General features: G+C 70.0%; 22 protein-coding genes and 2 pseudogenes. 12 read left to right on the top strand and 12 right to left on the bottom strand.

Going from position 1 to position 24,963, the window contains the following annotated elements; all coding sequences use genetic code 11:
* The first annotated feature begins 617 nt into the window (after nt 1-617).
* Nucleotides 618-2,471: a M1 family aminopeptidase gene (locus ABZT17_RS03025; RefSeq protein WP_356342935.1), complete on the top strand. Its 1,854-nt coding sequence runs from the start codon at nt 618-620 to the stop codon at nt 2,469-2,471.
* Between the two features lie 11 nt (nt 2,472-2,482).
* Here the strand turns inward: ABZT17_RS03025 and ABZT17_RS03020 are convergent, their stop codons facing one another.
* Nucleotides 2,483-2,776 carry a putative quinol monooxygenase gene (locus ABZT17_RS03020; RefSeq protein ID WP_356342933.1) on the bottom strand — a complete coding sequence of 98 codons (294 nt, stop codon included), beginning with the start codon at nt 2,774-2,776 and terminating at the stop codon, nt 2,483-2,485.
* A 54-nt stretch (nt 2,777-2,830) separates the two neighbouring features.
* The gene (locus tag ABZT17_RS03015) at nt 2,831-3,793 is read right to left on the bottom strand and encodes a carbohydrate kinase (protein WP_356342930.1); all 963 of its coding nucleotides are present in this window, start codon (nt 3,791-3,793) and stop codon (nt 2,831-2,833) included.
* A 203-nt stretch (nt 3,794-3,996) separates the two neighbouring features.
* Here ABZT17_RS03015 and ABZT17_RS03010 point away from each other — a divergent pair, with 203 nt between their 5' ends.
* Genes ABZT17_RS03010 through ABZT17_RS02995 form a run of 4 tightly spaced genes read left to right on the top strand, consistent with a single transcriptional unit; the run spans nt 3,997 to nt 8,000 of the window.
* Nucleotides 3,997-5,013: a sugar ABC transporter substrate-binding protein gene (locus tag ABZT17_RS03010; protein ID WP_356342928.1), complete on the top strand. Its 1,017-nt coding sequence runs from the start codon at nt 3,997-3,999 to the stop codon at nt 5,011-5,013.
* 44 nt (nt 5,014-5,057) lie between these two features.
* Complete coding sequence (locus tag ABZT17_RS03005; protein WP_356342926.1) at nt 5,058-6,071, top strand: ABC transporter permease; 1,014 nt, start codon at nt 5,058-5,060, stop codon at nt 6,069-6,071.
* Complete coding sequence (locus ABZT17_RS03000) at nt 6,068-6,904, top strand: ATP-binding cassette domain-containing protein (RefSeq protein WP_356342924.1); 837 nt, start codon at nt 6,068-6,070, stop codon at nt 6,902-6,904. Before ABZT17_RS03005 ends, ABZT17_RS03000 begins: the two co-directional genes overlap by 4 nt.
* Complete coding sequence (locus tag ABZT17_RS02995; RefSeq protein ID WP_356343051.1) at nt 6,864-8,000, top strand: LacI family DNA-binding transcriptional regulator; 1,137 nt, start codon at nt 6,864-6,866, stop codon at nt 7,998-8,000. The genes ABZT17_RS03000 and ABZT17_RS02995 overlap by 41 nt, the downstream gene beginning before the upstream one ends.
* Nucleotides 8,001-8,064: 64 nt before the next feature.
* Here the strand turns inward: ABZT17_RS02995 and ABZT17_RS02990 are convergent.
* Nucleotides 8,065-8,337, bottom strand: a pseudogene (locus ABZT17_RS02990) (macro domain-containing protein); the annotation flags it as partial.
* A gap of 325 nt (nt 8,338-8,662) precedes the next feature.
* Between ABZT17_RS02990 and ABZT17_RS02985 the strand changes: the two are divergent.
* A complete protein-coding gene (locus ABZT17_RS02985) occupies nt 8,663-9,205 on the top strand; it encodes a DUF4188 domain-containing protein (RefSeq protein ID WP_356342922.1) in 543 nt (180 codons plus the stop codon).
* Nucleotides 9,206-9,291: 86 nt separating this feature from the next.
* Complete coding sequence (locus ABZT17_RS02980) at nt 9,292-12,612, top strand: BTAD domain-containing putative transcriptional regulator (protein ID WP_356342919.1); 3,321 nt, start codon at nt 9,292-9,294, stop codon at nt 12,610-12,612.
* A 123-nt stretch (nt 12,613-12,735) separates the two neighbouring features.
* Here the strand turns inward: ABZT17_RS02980 and ABZT17_RS02975 are convergent, their stop codons facing one another.
* From ABZT17_RS02975 to ABZT17_RS02965, 3 genes are all read right to left on the bottom strand, one after another.
* Nucleotides 12,736-13,119: a hypothetical protein gene (locus tag ABZT17_RS02975; RefSeq protein ID WP_356342917.1), complete on the bottom strand. Its 384-nt coding sequence runs from the start codon at nt 13,117-13,119 to the stop codon at nt 12,736-12,738.
* A 65-nt stretch (nt 13,120-13,184) separates the two neighbouring features.
* Nucleotides 13,185-13,448, bottom strand: a complete 264-nt coding sequence (locus tag ABZT17_RS02970; RefSeq protein WP_356342914.1) for a hypothetical protein — start codon at nt 13,446-13,448, stop codon at nt 13,185-13,187.
* Nucleotides 13,449-13,617: 169 nt separating this feature from the next.
* A complete protein-coding gene (locus ABZT17_RS02965; protein WP_356342911.1) occupies nt 13,618-14,415 on the bottom strand; it encodes an alpha/beta hydrolase in 798 nt (265 codons plus the stop codon).
* Between the two features lie 276 nt (nt 14,416-14,691).
* Between ABZT17_RS02965 and ABZT17_RS02960 the strand changes: the two genes are divergently transcribed.
* Both ABZT17_RS02960 and ABZT17_RS02955 read left to right on the top strand, forming a co-directional pair.
* A complete protein-coding gene (locus ABZT17_RS02960) occupies nt 14,692-15,255 on the top strand; it encodes a cupin domain-containing protein (protein ID WP_356342908.1) in 564 nt (187 codons plus the stop codon).
* Nucleotides 15,256-15,272: 17 nt separating this feature from the next.
* A complete protein-coding gene (locus ABZT17_RS02955) occupies nt 15,273-15,842 on the top strand; it encodes a hypothetical protein (protein ID WP_356342906.1) in 570 nt (189 codons plus the stop codon).
* Between the two features lie 494 nt (nt 15,843-16,336).
* On the opposite strand, the gene ABZT17_RS02950 is transcribed toward ABZT17_RS02955, so the two are convergent.
* The 4 genes from ABZT17_RS02950 to ABZT17_RS02935 form a co-directional block, all read right to left on the bottom strand.
* Nucleotides 16,337-16,846, bottom strand: a complete 510-nt coding sequence (locus ABZT17_RS02950) for an O-acetyl-ADP-ribose deacetylase (protein ID WP_356342903.1) — start codon at nt 16,844-16,846, stop codon at nt 16,337-16,339.
* 107 nt (nt 16,847-16,953) lie between these two features.
* Complete coding sequence (locus ABZT17_RS02945) at nt 16,954-18,366, bottom strand: NAD(P)/FAD-dependent oxidoreductase (protein WP_356342901.1); 1,413 nt, start codon at nt 18,364-18,366, stop codon at nt 16,954-16,956.
* A gap of 177 nt (nt 18,367-18,543) precedes the next feature.
* Nucleotides 18,544-19,392, bottom strand: coding sequence for an inositol monophosphatase family protein (locus ABZT17_RS02940; protein ID WP_356342898.1), 849 nt, complete (start codon nt 19,390-19,392; stop codon nt 18,544-18,546).
* A gap of 104 nt (nt 19,393-19,496) precedes the next feature.
* Nucleotides 19,497-21,365, bottom strand: coding sequence for a gamma-glutamyltransferase (locus tag ABZT17_RS02935; RefSeq protein ID WP_356342896.1), 1,869 nt, complete (start codon nt 21,363-21,365; stop codon nt 19,497-19,499).
* Between the two features lie 313 nt (nt 21,366-21,678).
* Here ABZT17_RS02935 and ABZT17_RS02930 point away from each other — a divergent pair, with 313 nt between their 5' ends.
* On the top strand, nt 21,679-22,671 hold the full coding sequence (locus tag ABZT17_RS02930) for a phospholipase D-like domain-containing protein (RefSeq protein ID WP_356342894.1): 993 nt from the start codon (nt 21,679-21,681) through the stop codon (nt 22,669-22,671).
* Here the strand turns inward: ABZT17_RS02930 and ABZT17_RS02925 are convergent.
* On the bottom strand, nt 22,637-23,491 hold the full coding sequence (locus tag ABZT17_RS02925) for a class I SAM-dependent methyltransferase (RefSeq protein ID WP_356342891.1): 855 nt from the start codon (nt 23,489-23,491) through the stop codon (nt 22,637-22,639). The two genes, ABZT17_RS02930 and ABZT17_RS02925, sit on opposite strands and share 35 nt — an antisense overlap.
* Nucleotides 23,492-23,531: 40 nt before the next feature.
* A pseudogene (locus ABZT17_RS02920) lies at nt 23,532-23,755 on the bottom strand (helix-turn-helix transcriptional regulator); the annotation flags it as partial.
* Between ABZT17_RS02920 and ABZT17_RS02915 the strand changes: the two are divergent.
* Entirely contained in the window at nt 23,660-24,124 is a 465-nt protein-coding gene (locus ABZT17_RS02915) for a hypothetical protein (RefSeq protein WP_356343062.1), read from the top strand. The pseudogene ABZT17_RS02920 and the gene ABZT17_RS02915 sit on opposite strands and share 96 nt — an antisense overlap.
* Nucleotides 24,125-24,297: 173 nt before the next feature.
* A complete protein-coding gene (locus ABZT17_RS02910; RefSeq protein WP_356342889.1) occupies nt 24,298-24,954 on the top strand; it encodes a hypothetical protein in 657 nt (218 codons plus the stop codon).
* Nucleotides 24,955-24,963 lie beyond the last annotated feature (9 nt).

Below are 24,963 nucleotides of genomic sequence, written 5' to 3'. Positions count from 1 at the left end.
CACACCAGGACCCGTCCGCCCCAGACCCCGCCCACACCAGGACCCGTCCGCCCCAGACCCCGCCCACACCAGGACCCGTCCGCCCCAGACCCCGCGCATTTCAGAGCCCGCCCACTCCAAGGCCCGTCCGCCCCAGGCCGCCCGTCCACCCCAGACCCGGCCACTCCAGGACTCACCTGCTCCAAGGCCCATCCACCCCAGACCCCCTCCACCCCAGACCCCCTTCGCCACAGGGCGGGTCCGCCCAGGACCCGGTCCACTCCAGGGCCCGTCCGCGCAAGACCCCACTCGCTTCGGCCCCCATCCCTTCCTGCTCCCGCGCATTCCAGACCCTGTCCCTCCCAGGCCCCCCATTCCAGGCCCCCCTTCCAGGCTCCCCCATTGCAGGTTCCTCCCTTCCAGGCCCGCCCCTTCCGTGGCCGTGCGGCACGATCACCAACGTCCGCCGTCACCAGGTGAATTGACGTGTGACCGGTGTGCCCATCCCCATCTCGTCCCTCCTTGTGGCATGCTCCCGTCAAAAGATGCACGCAGCCCACGGTCACCCGCCGACGCACCCCAGCCGGCGGGTGGCCGCCGAGCAGGCCGGAATCCCGGTCGCCGCAAAGGAGTTACGCGTGAGAACCACCCCCCACAGATCCATCGCCGCGCGCGCCCTCACCGTCGCCGCGCTGGCCGCCGTATCCCTGCTCCCCGTCCATCCGGCGTCCGCCGCCCCCGACGACGCCGCGGCCTGCACGCCGACCCAGGCGGTCGTCAACGGCGGCTTCGAGGGCGGCACTTCGCCCTGGACACAGTCGTCCACGAGCGTGATCACCAGCCGTTCCGGTCAGTCGGCGCACGGCGGCACCAGCTTCGCCTGGCTCGACGGGACCGGCGGCACGCACACCGACACGCTCTCGCAGAGCGTGACGATCCCGTCCGGCTGCAGCACCGCCACCCTGTCGTTCTGGCTGCACATCGACACCGCCGAGACTACCTCGTCCACGGCCTACGACAAGCTGACGGCCAAGATCGGCAGCACCACGCTGGCGACCTACTCCAACCTCGACAAGGCCACGGGGTACGTGAAGAAGACCCTCGACGTGTCGTCGTTCGCGGGGCAGACCGTCACCCTCGCCTTCACCGGCACCGAGGACTCCAGCCTCCAGACCAGCTTCGTCCTCGACGACATCGCCCTCGACACCTCCGGCGGCACCACCCCGCCGGCCGACTCGACACGGACGCCGGCCGCGCCCTCGTACACGGTGAACCTGAGCAGCGACACCTCCGGCACCGTCTGGACCGGCCACGAGACCGCGACCTTCACCAACGCCTCCTCGACCGCGCTGAGCGAGGTGTACCTGCGGCTGTGGGACAACTACCACGGCACCTGCGACGCGATGCCGATCACGGTCACCAACGTCAGCGGCGGTACGGCCGGTTCACTGTCCGTCGCCTGCACGGCGCTCCAGATCACCCTGCCGACACCTCTGACACAGGGTCAGTCCGCCACGATCGGCTTCGATCTGGGCATCACCGTGCCCAGCGGCGCCGACCGGTTCGGCCACGACGGGGCGTTCAACAACATCGGCAACGCCCTGCCCGTGCTCGCGGTGAAGGACGGTTCGGGCTGGCACCTGGACCCGTACACCAACAACGGCGAGTCGTTCTACTCCCTGGCCGCCGACTTCAAGGTGACGCTGGACCACCCGAGTTCACTGCTGGTCCCGGCCACCGGCACCTCGGTCGACACCCCCGGCTCCAGCGGGCGCACGGTCACGACGGCGACCGCGTCCAAGGTCCGTGACTTCGCCTGGGCGGCGGGCCCGTTCAGCAAGATCTCCGGCACTTCCGCGGCCGGGACGGCCATCAACATCTACTCCGTCTCGGGCATCAGCTCCTCCGACGCCCAGTCGATGCTGAGCACCGCCAAGACGGCGGTCGACGCCCACGCCGGCCGCTTCGGGGCCTATCCCTACAGCGAGTTGGACGCCGTCATCGACAACAACTACTGGTTCGGCGGCATGGAGTACCCGGGCTTCGTCCTGGACCTCGTCAGCACCACCGCGCTCACCCACGAGATCGGCCACCAGTGGTGGTACGGCATCGTCGGCGACGACGAGTACAACAGCCCCTGGCTGGACGAGGCGTTCACCGACTACGCCACCGACCTCGCCCTCGGCAAGACCGGCACCAACTGCTGGAACAGCGTCTCATGGGCCTCGTCGGCGGAGAAGATCACCAACTCCATGGCCTACTGGGACGCCCACTCCTCCCGGTACTCCACCGTCGTCTACGGCTACGGCAAGTGCGCCCTGCACGATCTGCGGCGGCTGATCGGTGACACGGCGATGACCAACCTGCTGAAGAGCTACGCGAGTTCGCACTGGTACGGCGTCTCGACCACCGCCGAGTTCAAGGCGGCGGCGCAGGCGGCGACCAGCACGGATCTCACGTCCTTCTGGAGCACGCACCGTATCGACGGCTGAGCCGGGGAAGGTCAGCCGACCGGGACGAGGAAGGTCAGCACCGAGGCGTCCTCCTCGATGAGGGGAGCCAGCACGGTGTTGAACGGGCCGCCGTACGGAGCCTCGAGGTGCGCCTGGAAGGCCTCCTCGTCCCGGTAGACCTCGTAGATCCAGAAAGAACGCGGCTCGGCCTCCTTGGTGAGGACGTCGAAGACGAGGTTGCCCTCCTCCTCGCGCACCTTCTCGGCGTAGTCGAGGATCAGACGGGCGACCTCGTCCCGTGCTCCCTCGCGGGCGGTGAACTCGGCGAGCAGGGTCTTGGGCATGATGGTGTGTCCTTTGTCGTCGGGTCTGGCCGGTGGTCGAATCCGCCGGGGCCGTCAGGCGTGGTCGGCGGCGGTGAGCGGGGTCAGCTGGTGCCGCCAGGGCGGATTGGGGCCGGGAACCGAGCAGGTCAGGGCCGCGACCCGGGTGGCGAAGAGACAGGCTTCGGCGACGTCGTCGAGCCGGAGGTCAGGCAGTCGCCCGCCGAGCAGGCCGCCGGTGCCGAGGTGGTGCAGCAGGCCGGCGGTGAAGGAGTCGCCCGCACCGACCGTGTCGACCACGTCCGCCGGGACGGCGGGCAGTCGCACCCGTTCTCCGTCGAGCGAGGCCAGGACACCGTTTCCGCCCCGTGTGATCACGACGAGCCGCGCTCCGGCCGCGTGCCAGCCGTCGCACGCCTGCTCGGGCGGGGTGCCCGGCAGCAGCAGCTCCAGATCGTCCTCGCTGAGGCGCAGCACGTCGGCGAGGGCACACCAGTGGGCGAGGCGGGCGCGGTAGACCTCGGGGTCGACGAGCAGCGGCCGGACGTTGGGGTCGATGCTGATCGTCGCCCCGGGCGCGGCCTCGGCGAGGAAGTCCTCCACCACCGCCGCGCCGGGCTCCCGGACCAGCGCCAGGGAGCCGGTGTGCAGGCAAGCGGTTTCGGAGAGGTCGACCCGGGCCAGTTCACCGGCCGTCCACTGCCAGTCGGCGGTGTTCTGGGCATGGAAGGAGAACGCTGCCTGACCGCGTTCGTCCAGCTCCGCCACGGCCAGCGTGCTGGGCTCGGCGGCCCGGACGGCGGACGACAGATCCACTCCGGACTCCTCCAGATGGGCGCGGAAGAGGCGGCCGAAAACATCGTCGGAGAGCCGCGCGAGGAAGCGCGCCGGGGTGCCGAGCCGGGCCAGCGAGACCGCCGTGTTCGCGGGGCCGCCGCCCGGCAGGACGCGCAGGGCGAGCTCGCCCGATGTGCTCACGGGGTCGACGAAGGCGTCCGCGACGCACTCCCCCAGGACGGTGATCTGGCGCGGGCTCATGAGCTGCTCTTCTCTGACGGACGTACGGGCGCACCGGCGTCACGTTGCCGATTTGTGACTGGCGCAAGGCATTGACGTTGCCGGGAAACGGAGTCCATCATCCTCGCCATGCGGTGTCAACGATGACATAAGTCAACGATGACACCTCGGGACGGCATCCACCGATGCCGGCCGCGCCGCTCGCAATCCCGCAGGAGCCGTTCATGTCTCGCACTTCTCGTCTGCCCGTTTCCCTCCTCAGAGTCGCCGCGTGCACGGGCGTCGCCGCGCTCACGCTGACCGCCTGCGGGTCCGGGTCCGGATCGAGTTCCACCAGTGCAGGTTCGGGCAGCATCAAGGTCGGTCTGATCACCAAGACCGACACCAACCCGTTCTTCGTGAAGATGAAGGAGGGCGCGGAGAAGGCCGCCAAGGCGGACGGTGCCCAACTGGTCACCGCCGCAGGCAAGTTCGACGGCGACAACGCCGGTCAGGTCACCGCGATCGAGAACATGGTCGCCTCCGGCGTGAAGGGCATCCTGATCACGCCCAGCGACTCCAAGGCCATCGTGCCCGCGATCGCCAAGGCCCGCGCCAAGGGCGTCCTGGTCATCGCCCTGGACACACCGACCGAACCGCAGAGCGCCGTCGACGCCCTCTTCGCCACCAACAACCTGAACGCCGGCAAGCTGATCGGCCAGTACGCCAAGGCCGCGATGAAGGGCAGGACGGCGAAGATAGCCACCCTCGACCTGGCGCCCGGCGTCTCGGTGGGCGTACAGCGGCACAACGGTTTCCTCGAGGGTTTCGGCGCCACCGACAAGGACGTCGCCTGCGCCCAGGACACCGGCGGCGACCAGGCCAAGGGCCAGACGGCGATGGAGAACTGCCTCCAGAAGAACCCGGACATCAACCTCGTCTACACCATCAACGAGCCGGCCGCGCTGGGCGCTTACACCGCGCTGAAGGCCAAGGGCCGGGAGAAGGACGTGCTGATCGTCTCCGTGGACGGCGGCTGCACCGGCACCCAGGCCGTCAAGGACGGCAAGATCGCCGCCACTTCGCAGCAATACCCGCTGAAGATGGCCTCCGAGGGCGTCCAGGCCGTCGTGGACTACGCCAAGGGCGGCAAGAAGGCATCCGGTTACACCGACACCGGCGTCAACCTGATCACCGACAAGGCGCAGGCCGGGGTCACGTCGAAGGACACCGGTTTCGGTCTGCAGAACTGCTGGGGCTGAGCCGCCGCCGTGACCGTACGACAGTCTTCCGACAAGGACTTCGCATGACAGCCACGACCACGCCACCGGGCACCTCATCGCCGTACGCCGGACTCAAGGCGCCGACCACGGCCCGCAGGCTGCTCACGGCACCGACCACCGGACCGCTGGCCGCCCTGCTTCTGGCCTGCGCCTTCTTCTCCCTGTCCACCGACCAGTTCCTGACCGGCGGAAACTTCTCGCTGATCGTGCAGCAGGTCATGGTGGTTGGCACGCTCGCCATCGGGCAGACCCTGATCATCCTGACCGCGGGCATCGATCTGTCCTGTGGCGCGGTGATGGCCTTCGGCAGCATCATGATCGCCAAGATGGCGGCGCAGGGCACGCTGCCGCCGCTGCTCGCCATCGCCCTGGGCATCGCCGTCTGCGCGGGCTTCGGGCTGGTCAACGGGCTGCTGGTGCAGAAGATCCCGCTGCCGCCGTTCATCGTCACACTCGGCATGCTGAACGTGGCGTTCGCCCTGACCCACATCTACTCCGCGGAGCAGACGGTCACCGACCTGCCCGGCTCACTGACGGCCCTCGGCGAGACGTTCCCGCTCGGCCACACCGACATCACCTACGGCTCGCTCGTCACCATCGCCCTCTTCCTGCTGCTGGCCTACGCGCTGAGCAACACGGGCTGGGGCCGGCACGTCTACGCGCTCGGCAACAGCCAGGAGGCCGCTCGCCTCAACGGCATCCGCACCTCCCGGCTGACCATCGGCATCTACACCGTGGCGGGTCTGCTCTACGGCGTCGCCGCCCTGCTGCTCATCTCCCGCACCGGAGTGGGCGATCCGCAGGCCGGCCAGACCGACAACCTCGACAGCATCACCGCCGTGGTGCTGGGTGGCACCAGCCTCTTCGGCGGGCGCGGCTCGGTGCTGGGCACCTTCATCGGTGTCCTCATCGTCGGAGTGTTCCGCAACGGGCTCCAGCTGATGGGCGTCGCCTCGATCTACCAGACGCTGATCACCGGCGTCCTGGTGATCCTCGCGGTGACCGTCGACCAGATCTCCCGGAAGAGGGCCCGATGACCGCCACCTCCACTCCCACGCCCGTGCTGCAGGCCCGTGGCCTGGTCAAGCGGTACGGCCATGTCACCGCCATCGACGGCGCCGACTTCGACCTGCTGCCCGGTGAGGTCCTGGCCGTGATCGGCGACAACGGCGCCGGCAAGACCAGTCTGATCAAGGCGCTGACCGGTGCGGTGATCCCGGACGCGGGCGAGATCCGGCTGAACGGGAAACCGATTACGTTCTCCGGTCCGCAGAGCGCCCGCGCACATGGCATCGAAACCGTTTACCAGGACCTCGCGGTGGCCGCCTCCATGGACATCGCTTCCAACATGTTTCTGGGACGCGAGCTGCGCCGGCCCGGTGTCCTCGGCAGCGCCTTCCGGATGCTCGACAAGAAACGCATGCGCCAGGAGGCCGCCGAGCACATGGCCGACCTCAAGATCGGACTGCGCTCGCTGACCCAGTCGGTGGAGACGCTTTCCGGCGGACAGCGGCAGGCCGTCGCGGTGGCCCGGGCCGTCGCCTGGGCGAACAGCGTCGTCGTCATGGACGAGCCGACCGCGGCCCTCGGGGTCAAGGAGTCCGGCCAGGTCCTCGACCTGATCCGACGGGTCCGGGACAGGGGCATGCCGGTGGTCCTGATCAGCCACAACATGCCGCATGTCTTCGAGATCGCGGACCGTATCCACGTCCACCGGCTGGGCCAGCGGGCCGCGGTGATCAAGCCCTCGGACCACTCCATGGCGGAGGTCGTCGCCATCATGACCGGGGCGCTCACCGTCGACGAGGCCGGAGGTACTGTCGTAGCCGATTCCGAGGCGGCGAAGGCCGCGGGAGTTCAGGCCAACTGACGACACACTCACAGGTTCCGGCCGAGGCCGCGGCCGGACCCGACGAGCACAGGAGACCGTTTCCTCCATGGCAGCCAGCCGCCGCCCCACCCTGGCCGACGTCGCCCGCGAGGTAGGTGTCAGCGCCAAGACCGTCTCCCGCGTCCTCAACGAGGACGGCCCCGCCTCCGCCGAGACCAGGAAACAGGTCCTGGCCGCCGTCGCCAAACTGGGCTTCCAGCCGAACCTGATGGCCCGCAACATCCGTGTCGGCGGGCCCGACACAACGATCGGGCTGGTCATCCCCGATCTGGCCAACCCCTTCTTCGGGGCCGTGGCCAGGAGCATCGAGGACACCGTCCGCGACCGCGGGCTGACCCTGCTGATGGGCTCCTCCGCGGACGACCCCGACCGTGAGCGCGCGCTGACCGACAAGTTCCTCGCCCGCCGCGTCAGCGTCCTGATGGTGGTGCCGTCCGTGGGCGCCGACCACTCCCACCTCAAGACCCACCGCGCCACGGGCCTGCCCGTCGTCTTCCTCGACCGCCCCGGCGTGGGCCTGGCCACGGACAGCGTGGTGAGCTCCAACCGCACCGGTTCCCGTGGGGGCGTCGCCCATCTCGTCGCCCACGGACACCGCCGTATCGGCTTCGTCGGTGACCTGCCCGTCAAGCTCTACACCCGCCGTGAGCGCCTGGCCGGCTATCGCGAGGCGCTGCAGGAGGCGGGGCTGCCGGCCGACCGTTCCCTCATCACCAACGCCCATGACCGGCAGGGCGCTTCGGCCGCGACGGCCCAGCTCCTGGCCCTGCCGGATCCGCCGACCGCGCTCTTCGCCGGGAACAACATCGTCGCGCTGGGGATCGTCGGCGAACTCGCCCGCAGCAAGCGGAAGGACGTGGCGGTCGTCGCCTTCGACGACGTGGAGCTGGCCGAGGCCCTCGAACCCGCCCTGACCGTCGTCGCCCAGGACCCCGAGGAGATCGGCCGGGCGGCTGCGGCCACGGCCCTGTCCCGCCTGGACGGCGACCGCACCCGGGCCCGTACGGTGACCGTGCCGACGCGGCTGATCGTGCGGGGGTCGGGAGAGCAACCGCTGGGCGGGGATGCGGCCTGACGTATCGTCAGGACTGTGGGTCAGGACTGTGGGTGAGCCCCTCGACCCCTCGTCTCACACCTGCTCACACCTGTGCGGCGAAGGCGTCGTACGCCCGCTGGTCGAAGAGCACGAACCTGACCTCCTCGACCGACGTGTCCGCGGTCCGCACCGTCTCCACGGCGATGCGGGCCCCGTCGTCGAGCGGCCAGCCGTAGACGCCGGTGGACACGGCGGGGAACGCGACGGTACGGGCGCCCAACTCGTCGGCGACGCGCAGGGACTCCCGGTAGCAGGAGGCGAGGAGTTCGGAGCGGTCCTCGGACTTCGACCAGACGGGACCCACGGTGTGAAGGATTTACCCAGCCTCATGCCGTAGACCATCCCTCAGCGGCGGACACTTGCAGGCCGAACCTGGGCACACGTCGACGTGGTCCTGTACATCCACCCACCGCTTCACCGGCGTGGAGTGGCCCCCTCCGGGGACCGTGATCCAACGTTTGTAAACCCCGCCTGGGCAGAGGGTTGCTGTGCGCACGCGTCGGCGGCCTGCTCGCCGAACTCCACAGCTGGGTGCGACCGCACGGATGCCGCCGCCCGCGCATTCAGTCGACGTCAAGTGTCCATTCCGTGCCCGTCCCTAGCTTTGGCTCGTCACCCAACGAACCAAGGAGGCACCAGCGATGCCTACGCGCGTCAATCGGCAGACAGTCGACCTCACTCCGTATCCCGACCTCGTGGTCGTCTACCTCGGAATGCGAGTCAATCGGCTCTACGGCCTGCGCACCTTGGCCGGCTACGGCCCGCAGATCGGCCAATCCGGGAAAGACCAGCCGGAAGGCCTGCTGTCGCACGAGTCGCTGCTGTGGTCGCTGTTCCCCATGCACGTCGGCATCCGCCAGTACTGGCGCGACCTGCCTTCGCTCTTGTCATGGACGCGGTCCGAACCGCACCGGCGCTGGTGGCGAGATTTCCTGCGCGACAGCGGCGGCACCGGCTTCTGGCACGAAACGTACCTGATCCGCGGCGGTATGGAGGCGGTGTATGACGACATCCCGAGCCGGCGGGGCTTCGCCTCCTTCGCCCCCGTGCGGCCCGCGCGCGGCCACCTGTTCGGCTCGGCCAAGCGAGTCGGACGCCCCGAAGAAGCCGCCGCACCGGTCGTCAGCGAGGAAGAGCTCTACACGCCGGACGCCCAGCCGGAACCCACCGACGGAACGGCTTGATACAGCGTCGGCTCGGCGCCCGATCGGCTCCCGTCTGCGCCTCGGAAGTCACTCGCGGACGGGAGCGAAACGATAAGCTTCCAGCGATGGCCGTCTCGGATGCGAGAGGTATCGCGGTGTCAGTCCCCGTAGTCCCTTCTGGCGGTGAGGATCAGCCAGCCGGCCGATCTTCGCCTTATCTGCAGATCTTGGGCCCGCTACGGATCTGGCGCGACGGTGTCGAACTGGATTCCGGGCCACGACAACAGGCATACCTCCTGGCGCTGCTGCTGGCCCGCGTCGGCCAGCCGACCAGCACGAGCGAGCTGATCGACCTGATCTGGGGCGACGACGTCCCCAACAGCGCGCTCAACATCATCCACAAATACGTCGGCGCGTTGCGGCGACTGCTCGAACCCGCGATCCCCGCCCGTGAAACCGGCTCCTACCTGCACCGCCGCGGGAACGCCTATCTGTTCTCCGCCGCCCCCGGCGCCCTGGACCTCCTCACCTTCCGAGAACTCGTTGCGACCGCCAAAGAGGCCATAGCACAGCAACGCCAGGAAACGGCGCTCGACCGCTATGCCGAAGCGCTCGGTCTCTGGCGGGGTCGGGCGGGCGACGGGTTCACCCACAGGTCGACCGCACTGCCGACCTTCACCGGTCTCGACGACGAGTTCCACACCGCGTGCACCGAAGCGGCCAAGCTGGCCGTGTCGCTGCGCCGACCGGCATCGGTGCTGTCGGCGCTGCAACTCGCCGCATCGACCTCGCCGTTCCACGAACCCGTCCACGCCGGTCTCATCACCACCCTGGGGGCCGCGGGACGCCGGGCCGAGGCACTGTCGGCGTACCACAGGGTCCGCGCCTGCCTCACCGACGAACTCGGCATCGATCCCGGTCCGGAAATACGGGCCGCACACCTGCAAGTGCTGACGCAGCCCCAGACTTCGCCGCCCGTGGCGAGTACGGCCGGCGCTTCGGCGCGGAAGGAAGCCGGCCTCGTCGGCAGGGTCGAGGAACTCGCCGTACTGCGCCAAGCCGTGGAGAAGGCTTTCACCGGCAGTGCGGCGCTCGGCATCGTCCAAGGGGAGCCGGGCGTGGGCAAGACCCGGCTACTGCAGGAGATCGCTGCAGAAGCGAGTCGGCGTGGCGCGCTGGTCGTCTGGGGTTCGTGCCTGGAAGGCGACGGAACACCGTCGATGTGGCCCTGGGAACAGACACTCCGCCCGATTCTCGACAGCCTCCCCGCGCCGTTGCGGGAGAAGTGGCTCGCCAGTGAGCTCGGCGGACTCCTCCAATCTCCGGACGACTACGCCACGGGGTCGGCGATTCCTGACAGCCGTGCGCAGTTCCGCCTGTTCGAGCAGGTCGTCACCGTCGTCGGGCAGGCCTCGGCGCAACGGCCCATGCTGCTGATCGTCGATGACCTGCAGTGGGCCGACGCCGCCTCACTCCAGTTGTTCGGCCACCTGGCGGCCCGGCCGCCCACCGGCACGGTGATCATCGGAGCGCTACGCGATCGCGCACCCGCACCCGGCTCCAGCCTGTCGCGGGTCCTGGCCACGGCCAGTCGGCTGCCCGGCCACCGCAGGATCCGGCTAGGCCCGCTCGGCCTGACCGACGTGACCGAGCTCATCCGCCGCGAAACTGGCCGCGAGCCCGGCGCCGAAGTCGCCCGCGGCATCCATGCTCGCACCGTCGGCAATCCGTTCTTCGTCCAGGAGCTGTCCCGGCTGCTCAGCGAGGGCGGTTCGCTCGGCGACGGCGGCGCATCCGTACCAGCCGGCGTGCCGGCCACCGTGCGAGACGTCGTCCGAGATCGGATGACCGGCCTAGACGACAGCGCTCACAGCCTGCTGCACACCGCGGCGGTCATCGGCCGCGAAGTGGACCTCGACCTGCTCGCCCGCGCGATGGGCGTCGAGATCGCGGAGTGCCTCGAACGCCTCGAACCGCTGCAAGAACTCGGTCTCCTGGAGGCCAAGCCGGAAGACCCGTTCTCGTGGCACTTCGCGCACGACCTGATCCGCGAATCGATCACCGAGACCACCGCGCGGCAGCAGGCCGTCCAGTTGCATCTGTGCGTCGCCGACGCCCTCGAACCCATCCACGCCGACGACGAGTCCGTCGCCGAACGCCTCGCCTACCACCTGTGGGCCGCCGGCCCCCTGGCCGACCCGGGTCGCACCGCGAAGGCACTGGCACGCGCCGGTCGCCGCGCGGCGACCAAGCTCGCGTTCGCGGCCGCCTATCGGAACCTGGAATCGGCCATCCAGATCGCCCGGACAGCAGGGCTGCTGGAGATCGAACTGTCCGTCCTGGCGCTGCTCAACCTCCTCGCCGTCGAGCCTCCCGGAATGGGCGGCTCGACGTACGATCTGCTGGAACGGGGCGCATATCTGGCCCGCAGACTCGGCCGCGAGACGGCCGAGGCCGAGTTTCTCTTCTATCGGATGACCGGGGCCTACGTCTCCACCGAGAAAGACCGTGGGATGTGGGCTCGCCGGCTGCATGAGCAAGGCCAGGCGTCCCCGGACCCGAAAATCCAGGCGTACGGCCGGCAGGCCTGGGGCCTGTACCACTGGGATATCGGCGACATCGGCGCGGCGTATCAGTGTTTCAGCTGGCTGGGCCGTACCACTGCGGACGACGTTGCCTCGCTGCTCGCGAACTCGGCCGACCCGCACCCGGGACCGGCTCAAGAAAGTCTGTACCACCTTGCCGACCAGGTCGGGGGTGTCCCGATTCGACGCCGTGACGACCGCGGACGCTGGCGGATCCCCGATGAGTGGATCGGCTACTTGGGGGTCATTACCTCGCTGCATGGCGATGTCGAGACGGGGCGGTCCCTGCTCGGCACGGTGTACCAGGCCGAGGGTGACCTCTTCGAGATGTCGGGCTGGACCCGCTACCAGACCATGGCCGCCTCGATGGCCGGTGACGCGGACTGGGCGATGCAAGCGACCGAACGGTGGGTCGCGGCCAGCGCCGACCTTCCCGGCGTCGCCCAGGAAACCTACATACGGCTGGACTGGTACTGGGCCCGTGCCCTCACCGGCGATGACCCGGCCGGCGCCGCGGCCAAGGCCGAACAGCTCCTGGCCACGACCCTGGCCGACCCGCCGAGATGGGGCCTCGCCTACTGGTACGGACTGGTCGCGGAGATGTGGCTGGCAGCCGAGCTGCCCGACCGGGCCGCTTCCGCCCTCGACCAGGCCGACCAGGCCGTCAAAGCCCACGGCCAACGCTACGCCGAAGGGCTTCTCCTGCTCCTGCGCGCGCGCCTGCTGCAGGCCCGCGGCGAACCCGTCAATGTCGTGCGAGCCGCCGCCGACGAAGCCCGCACCCGATCCGACGAACGCGGGGCCCACCTCTTCGCTCGCCGCGCCGAGAGGTTCCTGGCCGATCTCGACCAGAATCCCTGAGCCCCGTTCATAAGCCACTCTCATGAACCTTCGTAGGTTGATGAGTCCGGTGACGGCGCCGAGGACCTCGGGGAACTTCTCGATCGGTGTGCGGTAGCGTTCGCCTTCCTCGCTCAGGATCAGTCAGGACCTCACGTGGGCGGCGGCGCGTTCGACGGCCGCGCGCACGCTGGAGAGCAGGGCGTTGTCCCGCTTGTAGTTCTCCGGCAGGTCGCGGCCGGGGAGGCGCTTGTACGGCACGAGGTCGTGCGCATCGTGGCGCGCCCCAGGTATCGGCACCGGTCCGACCACGACGAGATCGCCATCCATCGAGCAGGCGATCTGCACATTCATGTCGGCGTACCCGGCCTTGACCGAGTACAGGTCGCTCTCCGGGGCGTAGGTGTCGTCGCGGGTCGTGTACAGGTCCCGGCCGGGCTCGGCGTGGTTCACTTCGCCGTACTCGGCGAGTCGACGGAACTGTTCGTCGTCCAGGAGCGGCCCGCGCTTTGCCGCACCGTCGTTCACATGGTTCCTCCGTCACACCGGGCCACAACGGGTCTCTTGCTGGAGTGCTGGTTGACTCGGGCTGTTCAGGGGCGAACCGAGACGGGCGCCGGCCTCACCCCGGCGATGGTCGTGACGTACAGGAGCAGAGCCCGAGTGGTGAGGACGAAGCCGACCCACACGGTGGACAGGGTCCCCCAGCCGACGCCGAGGGCGACGGCGCCGCCGATCGCGAAGGTGCCCAACGCCAGTGCGAACAACGTCAGTTTCGGATTCCTGATGGTCGACTTCGCGGTGGTGTGCCGATTCTCCTCGGCGGTGGACTGACTGTCGTATGCGTGCTGATGCATCGTCTCGACCTCGGCAGGAGGGTCGGTCGGACGGCGTACGGGCGGGGGGCGGGACGGGGGGAGCAATACCGCCGAGCGCCAGGAAGGCCACGGCCGGGCCGATCACCCACCGTCCGCCCCAGCCCCTCGAAGATCGCCGTCCCTTGTCGGCCTCGTCGGCTCGGTGGTGTCAGCGCGCGGCGCGCTTGACGAGGGCGGCCGTCGCCGCGGGCTGCGCGATCATCGCGACATGCGAGGTGTCGGCCTCGAAGGTGTGTGCGCCGGCCCGGTGCGCCATGAACCGCTGCGCCGCAGGGGGCAACACCTGGTCGTCGCGCCCCACGAGGTACCAGGACGGAATGGTCTTCCAGGCCGGGGCGCCGGACGGCTCCCCGAGGGTGCGCACGTCCGCCGGCCGCTGGCCGGCCCACATCAGCTCGGCGGTCGCCTTCGGCAGGTCCCCGGCGAACACATCGTGGAAGAACTCCTTCTTGATGTATCCGTCGACGAGTCCCTCACCGTAGGGGCGAAAGTCCAGCGCCGCCTCGCTGAGCCTGCTTCCGGGGTACTTCGTCTGCAGGCCCAGCAGCGTCTCCCCCTGGTCGGGCACGAACGCGGCCACGTAGACCAGGGCCTTCACGTTCGGGTTGCCGGTGGCGGCGTTGGTGACGACGATCCCGCCGTAGGAGTGCGCGACGAGGACGAGCGGGCCGCTGAGGGTCGCGAGGATGCCGGCCAGATAGGCGGAGTCGGAGGCCACGCTGCGCAGTGGGTTGGGCGGTGCGATGACCGGATAGCCGTCACGGATGAGCCGGCGGGCGACCCCGTTCCAGCCGGAGGCGTCGGCGAACGCGCCATGCACGAGTACCACGGTGGGCTTCTGCCCGCTGCCGCTTCCGGTGTGCGCCTGCGCAGCGGGCGCGTCGAGCGCGGCACCCACTACGACCGCGGCGGATCCGGCCAACAGCCCCCGGCGAGTAGTCGTCATCGATATACACCCTTCGAAATCCGCTGTTCTGATTGATTGCCGGCCAGCGTAAAACCGCTCACTTGACGAGCACTGAACAGAGATCCGGCGCCTTCCCGGGCGGATTCACTATCAGTTCCGTCGTTGTCAAGCACGCCGAACTAGCCTCCGGAAATGAAGCCGAGAAAGGCTGAACACTGAAAGTCCTCGGCCAGCAACCGCACCCGTTTCCCGAGAGTTCGAGTAGCGCAGGGAAGCCGCCAGGAAAACACCGTCCGAGAAGGAGGGGACTCCACCGTGAGCTCGACTCAACCGTTCCGAAGGATCGTGACCGGCCATGACGCGTCCGACCGTGGGCAGATCACGCGGGACGCACCGCCGTCACGCGTGGTGCAGATCGGCGGGCCTGGTGGCCCGACCTTCTACGAGGTGTGGAGTACACGTGAGACGCCTGCCGTCATCGACCGGCAGTCGGGCGAGCCGGCGGAGGACGATCTGGTGCTTGGACCTCCGGAGCGCGGCACTCGCATCAGGGTGATCGATTTCCCGCCGGAGGACGACCGAATTCGAACCCTGACGCAGGACGAGGCAGCCGAGAAGTTCGGGGAGATGGGCGGTGCCGACGCCACACGATCCGCGGCTGGCGCCCCGCATCCGTTGATGCACCGCACGCAGACAATCGACTACGGAATCGTCATCGAGGGCGAACTCACCTTGGTCCTCGACAAGGGTGAGACCACCGTCCGCACCGGAGACATCGTGATTCAGCGCGGAACCAATCACGCGTGGGCGAACCGGTCGGAGGCGAACTGTCGTGTCGCCTTCGTCCTGATCGACGGTCAGTACACCGACGGACTATGACACGGAGAAGCATTCACATGCGCATTCAGCCCATCCCGCCCGAAAAGCTGGACCCGCAACTCCGCGAGGTGCACGACGGCATCGCCGGACTGGTCACCGAGGAACAGGGCCGCGTCGTCATCCTCGACGACGACGGCGCGCTGGTCGGGCCTTTCGCGGCGATGCTGCGTTTCCCCACGTTCGGGGTCCCCGCGCTGTTCCTCCAACGGGCGGTCGCGGCCGAGGCTCGGCTCGATCCCACCGTTCGCGAGGTGGCGATCCTCACCGTCGGCAGCGCCTACGGCGCCCGCTACCTGCTGTACGCACACGAGCGAACGGCAGATGAGGTCGGCCTCCCCACGCCGCAGATCGCGGTCTTGGCCTCAGGGGGGCGTCCCTCCGGGCTCAGTGACGGGCAGACGATCGCGCACGACGTCGCGAGGGCATTGACCTCCGGACACACCTTGCCGGACTCGACCTACGACCGAGCAACCGAGCTGTTGGGCGAGGAAGGGGTCGGTGAGCTGGTGTTCCTCATCGGCAGCTACTGCCTCATCGCGATGGTGCTGAACTGCTTCGACGTGCCCGTCCCCGGCCGAGATCGCTGAACCGCCCATCCTCACGCTTGCGATATACGGCGAGACTCCGGCGGCTTATCTGAGGAACCGAAGGGATTGACGACTCCAGGGTAAACCTGAGAGCCACCATATCTCGGCTTCGGGCCTGTGCCAGAGGCATGGTCTCCACTCGCGTGCGTACGGCGTTCAGGTCCTCGGTCATCAGCTGGGCAGCAGCCGCGGCTCGACTCCCTGAGCACGCTGCTCCGGCTGCCCGGCATCCCCGAACCACGAGACGGTCCCCCGTCCCTCGGGGGCGTCACCATCCGACTGCGGCCTTCACCCACCGCCGCCCAACCATGCGTGACGCCCCGTCAGAAACGGTGCCGCTCGCGTGCCGGCGAAACAGCAGGTCAGCGCGCCTTTCCAGCAGGCTCAAGGACTGCGACGCACTCCGTGTGGTGCGTCATCGGAAACAGGCTGCATCGTTGCGCACAGCCGTACAGGGGACTCAGGCGAGCCGGGTAAAGGAGCCACGATCGAAGTCAGCCGACCTGCCGGGCGAAGGCGTCGTACGCCCGCTGGTCGAAGAGCACGAACCTGACCTCCTCGACCGACGTGTCCGCGGTCCGCACCGTCTCCACGGCGATGCGGGCCCCGTCGTCGAGCGGCCAGCCGTAGACGCCGGTGGACACGGCGGGGAACGCGACGGTACGGGCGCCCAACTCGTCGGCGATGCGCAGGGACTCCCGGTAGCAGGAGGCGAGGAGTTCGGAGCGGTCCTCGGACTTCGACCAGACGGGACCCACGGTGTGGATCACCCACCGCGCGTCCAGCCTTCCGGCGGTCGTGGCCACCGCCCCGCCCGTGGGCAGCCCCTTGCCGTACTGGGAGGCGCGGAGCCTGCGGCAGTCCTCCAGGATCTCCGGGCCGCCCCGGCGGTGGATGGCGCCGTCGACGCCACCACCGCCGAGCAGCGAGGAGTTCGCCGCGTTGACGATGGCGTCGACGGACTGCTGGGTGATGTCGCCCTGGACGAGCGTGATACCGGTCATGACCGCCTCTATACCAGCCCCTTTCGTCCCGGGCGCGTCGATTGCCGGGTGGCGTGGGGTCGTAGGGCGCGGGGGCGTGCGGTGCAGGACGCCGGCGCCGGTGGGCGTTACGTCTGCTGTCGCAGTCGCCGCCAGACCGCCTTCGCCGCGTTGTGTCCCGACATGCCGTGCACGCCCGGGCCCGGTGGGGTGGCGGACGAGCACAGGAAGACAGCCGGGTGCGGGGTGCTGTACGGGGTGAGGGAGAGCTTGGGGCGCAGCAGGACCTGGAGTCCCCTGACCGCGCCGGAGGCGATGTCGCCGCCGACGTAGTTGGCGTTGCGCGCGGCGACTTCGGCCGGGCCCGCGGTGGCGCGGGCGAGGACGCGGTCACGGAACCCCGGTGCGAAGCGCTCCAGTTGGCGCTCCATGACGTCCGTGAGGTCGCCCGTCCAGCCGTTCGGGACATGGGCGTAGGCCCAGAAGACCTGCTTGCCCTCGGGGGCGCGGGTGGGGTCGGCGACGCTCGGCTGGACCGTGATCATGAACGGCCGGTCGGGTGCGCGGCCCTCGCGGGAGGCCGCGCGCAGGGCCGCGCCGATCTCCGCGCTGTCCGCGCCGATCTGCACGGTGGTGGCGGTACGGGCCTGCTCGGCGGTCCACGGCACCGGGCCGTCGAGCGCGTAGTCGATCTTGAAGACTCCCGGGCCGTACTTGTAGTTCTCGTAGTAGCGGCCGAAGCCGGCGATCCGGCCGAGGGCGGTGGGAGAGGTGTCGAAGACGTAGGCGCGGGCGGGCGGCAGGTCGTCGAGGCGCTTGACCTCGTAGTCGGTGTGGACCAGGCCGCCGAGGTCCTTCAGATACGCGGTCAGGGCGTCGGAGATGGACTGGGAGCCGCCGCGTGCCACGGGCCAGCCGCGCGCGTGGGCGGCGAGGGCGAAGACGAGGCCGACGGCGCCGGTGGCGAAGCCGCCGAGCGGGGCCATCACATGCGCGACCAGACCGGCGAAGAGGGTCTTGGCCCGCTCCTCGTGGAAGCGGCGGGTCAGCCAGGTCGACGGGGGCAGACCGACCAGGCCGAAGCGGGCCAGGGTGACCGGGTCGCGTGGGAGCGCGGTGAGCGGCAGGGACATGAAGTCACGGGCCAGGGTGTCCCACCTGGGCAGGAACGGCTCGACCAGCCTGCGGTACGCGCCCGCGTCCCGGGGGCCGAAGGAGGCGGCCGTCTCGGCGACCGAGCGGGCCAGTACGGCCGCGGTGCCGTCGGGGAAGGGGTGGGCCATAGGGAGCTCGGAGTGCAGCCACTCCAGGCCGTACCGCTGGAGGGGCAGGGCGCGGAAGGCCGGGGAGCTGATGCCGAGGGGATGGGCCGCGGAGCAGGGGTCGTGCAGGAAGCCGGGGAGGGTGAGCTCTTCGGTGCGGGCTCCTCCGCCGACGGTGTCGCGGGCTTCGAAGACGGCCACGGAGAAGCCGCGGCGCGCCAGCTCCACGGCGGCCGTGAGTCCGTTCGGCCCCGCGCCCACGACGACTGCATCGAGCATCGACGGCACCCCTTCGTCAGTCGACGGCCAGTGGGGGTCAGGATATGCCGCGGGTCCGACAGCGCAGGCCTGCGGGTTGTTCTCGCGCCCGCTGCCACGTGCGCCTGTGGTTCATCGGGGCCTCGCGCGCCGCGCGGTGGAACCGCACAGCGGCACGGCCCCGCGCCCCTGAACGGGTCATCGCGACCCTCGCCTCAGCAGTTCCACCACCTTGCGGGCCGTCTCTTCGTCTCGGGCGGCGGTGAAGGGGAGGGCGTTGCCGCCGGTGACGCGGAACGGTTCTCCGGTGAGGGTCAGGTGGGTGCCGCCCGCCTCCTCCACCAGGAGGAGGCCCGCCGCGTGGTCCCAGGCGGCCTCCCAGGAGAAGGCGGTCGCGTCCAGGTCGCCGCGGGCTATGGCGAGATACTCCAGGCCCGCCGAGCCGCAGGAGCGGGGTGCGATGCCGTCGCTCCACAGGCCGAGCAGGGCGCGCTTCTGGTCGTCCGTGGTGTAGTCGGGGTGCGAGGTGGCCACTTCGAGGTCGCGGCCGGGGGCGGGCGAGCCGGCGAGGAGGCGCTCGCCGTCCAGGTGGGCGCCCCGGCCGCGGATGGCGGTGGCGAACTGGTCGCGGGCCGGGGCGTAGGTCCAGGAGGCGAGCAGCGCGCCTCGGTGGGCGAGGGCGACCAGCGTGCAGAAGCCGGGCTCGCCGCGCACGAACTGGCGGGTGCCGTCGACCGGGTCGACGATCCAGACGGGGGCGTCGCCCTGGATCGCCTCGTAGGTCGCCGGGTCGGCGTGCACCGCCTCCTCACCGACCACGACCGAGCCGGGCAGCAGGGCGCCGAGCGCCTCGGTGAGGTGGCGCTCGGCCAGCCGGTCGGCGTCGGTCACCAGGTCATGGGGGCCGGCCTTCTGGTCGACCTCGTGTGCGGCGAGCCGGCGGAAGCGGGGCATGATCTCGGCCGCGGCGGCCTTGCGGACCGCCTCCTCCACGTCGGCCGAGCGGCGGGCGAGAAACTCGTCGATGGTTTCCGTTTCTTCGATCATGTCTCCATGAGAGCACGCACCACTGACAATCCCCGCCCGCCCGGTGGACTCCGGGTGGAATCGGCATGAACTCGGGGAGCGGTGGCTGCGGTCCCGCTCCGTCGTCAGCGGCCGACCGCGTATCCCTGCATGCCCCTCGGGTTCGCCGCGGCCGACAGCACTCCCGTGCGCGGGTCCCGGGCGACCGCGCACAGGCGGCCCTCCGACCAGGGGTCGCCGAGGGTCACGTCGTGGCCCCGGCGGCGCAGCTCCGCCACGACGGCCGGGTCCGTGCGGGACTCCAGGGTGAGGCTGCCCGGACGCATGCCGCGTGGGTAGAAGGAGCCCGGGAAACTGTCGTTGTGCCAGTTCGGGGCGTCGATCGCGCCTTGGAGGTCGAGGCCGCCGCGGATCCGCGCGCGCAGCGCGACGGCCAGGAAGAAGTGCAGCTGCCACTGGTCCTGCTGGTCGCCGCCGGGCGTGCCGAACGCCAGCACCGGGACGCCGTCGCGCAGGGCGATGGAGGGGGTGAGGGTGGTGCGGGGGCGGCGGCCCGGGGTGAGGGAGTTCGGCAGCCCCTCCTCCAGCCAGGTCATCTGCAGCCGGGTGCCGAGCGGGAAGCCCAGCTCGGGCACGACGGGGTTGGACTGGAGCCAGCCGCCGCTGGGGGTCGCGGCGACCATGTTGCCCCAGCGGTCGACCACGTCGAGGTGGCAGGTGTCGCCTCGGGTGGTGCCGTCGGCCCCTATGTCGGGGTCGGCCCCGCGCGCGTGCGGGACACCGGACGCCACCGGCTCCCCCGGCACCGGCGAGGTGCGCGGTTTGGCCACGGTCGGCTCGCCGACGCCCATCGGGTTGAACCCGGGGTCGTCGGTGGCGAGCACGCGCGCGTGGGCGCTGAGCCGTGGGGTGCGGCCCCCGGGGCTGCCGGGCCGCAGCTCGTGTGACGCCTCGTCGGTGACGAGGGCGCGGCGGGCCGCGTTGTAGTCGGGGGAGAGCAGTTCGGTGAGCGGGACCTCGGCGGCGTCGCCGTACCAGGCCTCGCGGTCGGCCATGGCGAGCTTGCAGCCCTCGACCAGCAGGTGAACGTAGTCGGCGGACCCGTGGGCGGGGAGTTCGGGTGGGAGCAGGGCCAACTGCTGGAGCAGGACCGGCCCCTGGCTCCAGGGGCCTGCCTTGCAGACGGTCCAGCCGTTCCAGTCGTACGTCGCCGGAGCCTCGTAGGCCGCGGACCAGCCGGCGAGATCGGCGGCTGTGAGCGTGCCGGTGTGGCGCTCGCCGCTGGTGTCCAGGGTGGGGCGCCCGGACTGCCGTAGCAGAGCCTCGGCGATGAAACCGTTGCGCCACACCTCGCGCGCGGCCTCGATCTGCGCGACCCGGTCACCGGCCGCCTCCACCTCGGCGAGCAGTCGCCGCCAGGTCGCGGCCAGAGCGGGGTTGCGGAACAGCTCGCCCGGGCGCGGCGCCCGGCCGTCCGGCAGGTACACCTGGGCCGACGACGTCCATTCCGTCTCGAACAGTTCCCGTACCGCTTCGACGGTCGCGCCGACGTTCTCCACGGGGGCGTGGCCGTTTTCGGCGTACCCGATGGCGTACGCGAGGACGTCGGCGAGGGACTTGGTGCCGTGGTCGCGCAGCAGGAGCATCCAGGCGTCGAAGGCGCCGGGGACCGCGGCGGCGAGCGGTCCGGTGCCGGGGACGAGGTCCAGGCCGAGCCCCTTGTAGTGGGCGACCGTCGCGCCGGCCGGGGCGACGCCCTGTCCGCACAGCACCCGGACCTCGCCACCGGCCGGCGCGAGCAGGATGGGCACCTCTCCCGCGGGTCCGTTGAGGTGCGGCTCGACGACGTGCAGCACGAACGCCCCGGCCACGGCCGCGTCGTAGGCGTTGCCGCCGTTCTCCAGTACGGCCATCGCCGACTGCGAGGCGAGCCAGTGGGTGGAGGAGACCATGCCGAAGGTGCCCTGGAGGGTCGGCCGGGTCGTGAACCGCATCTCTACACCTCGCTGCTCGGCGCCTCGGTCGGGTCGGGTCGGGTCCGATGCGATCACATCTCACCGCCGATCACAACCACACCGGACCGTGGCCGGCGACGAGCGGCTCCGGACAGGGTGCTACGAAGATTTTGCGAACGCCCAAAGTCCCCTTGAACCGGCTTCCACCTGCACGGAGTCCCCTTTGTCCGGCCCAACGCGCGCCCGGTAATCCCGAGTTCACCCAGGTTTCCTTCCTCCGGGTCTACGCGCGTGGTGTCATGCACACGCCCGCCACCCCCCACGTGGGCATCAACTCGACTAGGAGTCACGCATGTTGTGGAAGATCTTCGGCCGCGCGGGTGTCGCTGTGGCGGCCGGTGCGGCGGTGCTCGCCACCGCCGTCCCCGCGAACGCCGCGAGCTATTCCGCCTTCGCCTTCTCGCAGACCAGCAGCGAACCCACGATCTACGACTTCATCAACTCGGCGACCACGTCCCTCGACATGACGATGTACGAACTCGAGGACACCACGGCCGTCAACGACCTGATAGCCCTGAAGAACAAGGGCGTCACGGTGCGGGTGGTCCTCGACACGGCGCACCAGTCCGCCAACAGCGCCGCGTACACCGCCCTGACCAACGCGGGCGTGGGGGTGGTGTGGTCGCCCTCGTCCTTCACCTACACACACCAGAAGACGATCACCGTCGACGGCACCACCTCGCTGGTCCTCACCGGCAACCTCACGTCGCAGTACTACACGACCGGGCGTGACTACGGTGTCTTCACCAACGACACCCGCGATGTCGCCGCCATTGAGAAGGTCTTCAACGCGGACTACGCCGGCACGTCGATCACCCCCACAGACGGCGACCACCTGCTGTGGTCGCCGACCGACTCCCGCAGTCGGCTGCTGTCGGTGATCAACTCCGCCACCAAGACGCTCGACGTCGAGGAACTGGAGTTCAGCGACAGCACGGTGGTCAACGCGATCGTGGCCAGAGCGCAGGCGGGCGTCAAGGTCCGGCTGGTCCTGGAGACCCCGTCCAGCTACTCCAGCCAGGTGTCCGCCATCAAGGCGGCCGGCGGCACCGTGGTGGGGTACTCGGACCCGAACGGGTTCTACATCCACGCCAAGGCCATGGTGGCCGACTACGGGCTGTCCACCCAGGAGGTGGAGGCGGGGTCCATGAACGTCAGCAGCAACTCGCTCTCGAACAACCGGGAGTTGGGGATCATTCTGACGGGCACGGGGGTGGCCCAGTCGGTGGCGACCACCATCGAGACCACGTTCAACAGCGACTACGCGGGTGGTACGGCGGCATAGGTCGCCGTCCCGCCGTCAGCAGATGGGCACTCGCTCCGAGGAGCGTCGGCTCGGACTCGGTGCGACGGGTGGCCGCCAGAACGGCCGCCCGTCGTTCCGGGTCATCCAGCCAGTGCTCGATTCCCCCCATGAGCCAGGCGAGTCCCTCCAGGCCGTACTGGCCCTCCACGGTCAGCCCCGCCTCGGTGAACTCGCCCGGAACCTCGGCCGGTTGGGCGAAGTAGGCGGTGGTGAACAGACCGTTCTCGCCGTCGTGACGGCCGTGATCGCTCACCCTGTCCGTGCGCAGGCGTTGGGCGGGGTCGAAGTAGCGTTGCTCGCGGAGCAGGTCGTGCAGGCCCGCGTAGCGGTTGATGGTGGCCGCGATCACCGGACCGCCGGGGCGCACCACCCGGCGCGCCTCGGTCAACGCCCTTACCCGGTCGGCTCGTTCGACGAGGTGGTAGAGCGGGCCGAGCAGCAGTACGGCGTCGTAGGAGGCGTCGTCCTCGGAAAGCGCGCGCGCATCGCCCAACCGGGCTGTCACACCGAGGAGTTGCGAGGCCAGCTCCACATGCAGCGGGACGGCGTCGACCAGGTCCACGTCGTAGCCGTCCCGGGCGAGCCACTCCGCGTGGACGCCGCTGCCGCCGCCGACGTCCAGGACGCGCGCGGGGGCGGCGGGAAGGAGCCGACGCAGTACGTCCTGGGTGCGCCAGTACTCCAGCCTTCCGGCGGGCGCGCCGCCCGGTCGGAGGCGGGCGTCCTCCTCGCCCCGGTTGTAGTAGGCGAGTATCTCTTGGGGGAGGTCCGGGGACGGGGAGTGTGAGGTCTCGGTCATCGTCACAGGGTGGTGACGGGCGTCCGAGTCCCGCAACGGATTATGCGGTGCGTGGCACCACCAGGCCCGACTCGTGGGCGAACACGACAGTTGGGCGCGGTCGCGGGCGCCGAGCTTGGTCATCGCCCGGCTGATGTGCGTCTTCGCGGTGAACGGGCTGATCACCATGTGCGCGGCGATCTCCTCGTCGGTCAGGCCGCGGGCCGCCAGGGCCGTCACCTCACGTTCACGGCGGGTCGGGCCGTCCAGGCCGGGGGCCGTGGCACCGCGCTCGCCTTCCCCTTCATCAACCGCATCGTCTCGGCGCTGCGCGCGGCGGCCCGGTCGGGTGCCGGCCTCCTCGACCCGGACGAGCGGGCCCTGGTGCACCACGCCGTGCGGGAGTGGGACGGCTCGCACCCCTCGGCCGTCCTGCGCGGCTTCCCGCCCCGGCGCGAGCTGCCCGGCGCGCGGCTGGCGCCGCCGGCCGCCCTGGCGCCGTACCGGATCACGGACGAGGACGTGGCGGCCCGGCACCTGCCCCGGCGCGACGACGAGCGGCTGGTGCGCCTCATCGCCCACGGTGCCTTCCTCTCCGTGGGCCGCATCGAGAGCGCGCTCGCCGTGGAGGTCGCCGGGGAGACGGTTTCCTGACTGTTTCCCGACCGTCCGTTTCGGGCGATTCCCCGCAGATGTACAGGGGTCTCGGTGACCGGCCGAGCACGGAGCGAGTTGGAACTTCCGTCTCACAGGGACTCATGTGAGACTGGCGCCCCGTCCGCAGTGCGGACCCTTCCGCACACCGTCCCCCACCGAGAAGTGTGCCCGTGCGCGAACTTCCTCTGCCGGTCGCCCTGACCGCGCGCCTGTCCCCCGTCGTCGTGCTCGCCGCGGTGGGCTGGGCGCTGTCGTCCGGCCCCGCCACACCGGCCGACGAGCACGACTCGGCGCACAAAACGGGCACGTCGTCGCCCTCGGCGCCGTCGACGTCGGCCGTGACCAAGTCGTACGACGCCTCCCCCGCCCCCTGCGGCAGCGTGTCCGTGGCGACGATCAAGTCGCTGGTCCCGGGCGCCAAGACGGCCGGGAAGGAGATCCGGTCGACGGACTCAAAGCTGCGCCGGACCTGCTCCTGGAACGCGCTCAAGGGGTACGACTACCGGTGGCTCGACGTGTCCTTCGAGGTCATGGAGTCGGACGAGGCGGCTCAGCAGGAGTACAAGGACCGGCTGACGGAGAAGAGCGGCGGAGGGGACGTCCCGGGCCTGGGTGACGCGGGTTACTCCGTCGTGAACCTCACCACCGAGGACAAGCAGCAGACCCGCGAGGGTGTCGTCGTCTCGCGCGTGTCCAACGTGCTGGTGGTCGTCACCTACAACGGCAGCGACTTCGAGTCCAAGAAGGCACCCGGCACGGACGTGATCAACAAGGGTGCCATCAAGGCGGCGAAGGACGCGGTGACCGCACTGAAGGGCAGCCGGTAGGAACCGGCT

The organism is Streptomyces sp. NPDC005648, from assembly GCF_040605395.1.
GTDB lineage: Bacteria > Actinomycetota > Actinomycetes > Streptomycetales > Streptomycetaceae > Streptomyces.
The sequence above is the reverse complement of the archived record's forward strand: the minus strand, read 5'-3'. Positions and strand labels throughout refer to the sequence as shown.

What these genes read in the sequence shown, in the direction of transcription:
- ABZT17_RS03020 (WP_356342933.1), bottom strand. Translation starts at nt 2,776, where the DNA reads ATGCCCAAGACCCTGCTCGCCGAGTTCACCGCCCGCGAGGGAGCACGG.
- ABZT17_RS03015 (WP_356342930.1), bottom strand. Translation starts at nt 3,793, where the DNA reads ATGAGCCCGCGCCAGATCACCGTCCTGGGGGAGTGCGTCGCGGACGCC.
- ABZT17_RS03010 (WP_356342928.1), top strand. Translation starts at nt 3,997, where the DNA reads ATGTCTCGCACTTCTCGTCTGCCCGTTTCCCTCCTCAGAGTCGCCGCG.
- ABZT17_RS03005 (WP_356342926.1), top strand. Translation starts at nt 5,058, where the DNA reads ATGACAGCCACGACCACGCCACCGGGCACCTCATCGCCGTACGCCGGA.
- ABZT17_RS03000 (WP_356342924.1), top strand. Translation starts at nt 6,068, where the DNA reads ATGACCGCCACCTCCACTCCCACGCCCGTGCTGCAGGCCCGTGGCCTG.
- ABZT17_RS02985 (WP_356342922.1), top strand. Translation starts at nt 8,663, where the DNA reads ATGCCTACGCGCGTCAATCGGCAGACAGTCGACCTCACTCCGTATCCC.
- ABZT17_RS02980 (WP_356342919.1), top strand. Translation starts at nt 9,292, where the DNA reads ATGGCCGTCTCGGATGCGAGAGGTATCGCGGTGTCAGTCCCCGTAGTC.
- ABZT17_RS02970 (WP_356342914.1), bottom strand. Translation starts at nt 13,448, where the DNA reads ATGCATCAGCACGCATACGACAGTCAGTCCACCGCCGAGGAGAATCGG.
- ABZT17_RS02965 (WP_356342911.1), bottom strand. Translation starts at nt 14,415, where the DNA reads ATGACGACTACTCGCCGGGGGCTGTTGGCCGGATCCGCCGCGGTCGTA.
- ABZT17_RS02955 (WP_356342906.1), top strand. Translation starts at nt 15,273, where the DNA reads ATGCGCATTCAGCCCATCCCGCCCGAAAAGCTGGACCCGCAACTCCGC.
- ABZT17_RS02950 (WP_356342903.1), bottom strand. Translation starts at nt 16,846, where the DNA reads ATGACCGGTATCACGCTCGTCCAGGGCGACATCACCCAGCAGTCCGTC.
- ABZT17_RS02945 (WP_356342901.1), bottom strand. Translation starts at nt 18,366, where the DNA reads ATGCTCGATGCAGTCGTCGTGGGCGCGGGGCCGAACGGACTCACGGCC.
- ABZT17_RS02940 (WP_356342898.1), bottom strand. Translation starts at nt 19,392, where the DNA reads ATGATCGAAGAAACGGAAACCATCGACGAGTTTCTCGCCCGCCGCTCG.
- ABZT17_RS02935 (WP_356342896.1), bottom strand. Translation starts at nt 21,365, where the DNA reads ATGCGGTTCACGACCCGGCCGACCCTCCAGGGCACCTTCGGCATGGTC.
- ABZT17_RS02930 (WP_356342894.1), top strand. Translation starts at nt 21,679, where the DNA reads ATGTTGTGGAAGATCTTCGGCCGCGCGGGTGTCGCTGTGGCGGCCGGT.
- ABZT17_RS02925 (WP_356342891.1), bottom strand. Translation starts at nt 23,491, where the DNA reads ATGACCGAGACCTCACACTCCCCGTCCCCGGACCTCCCCCAAGAGATA.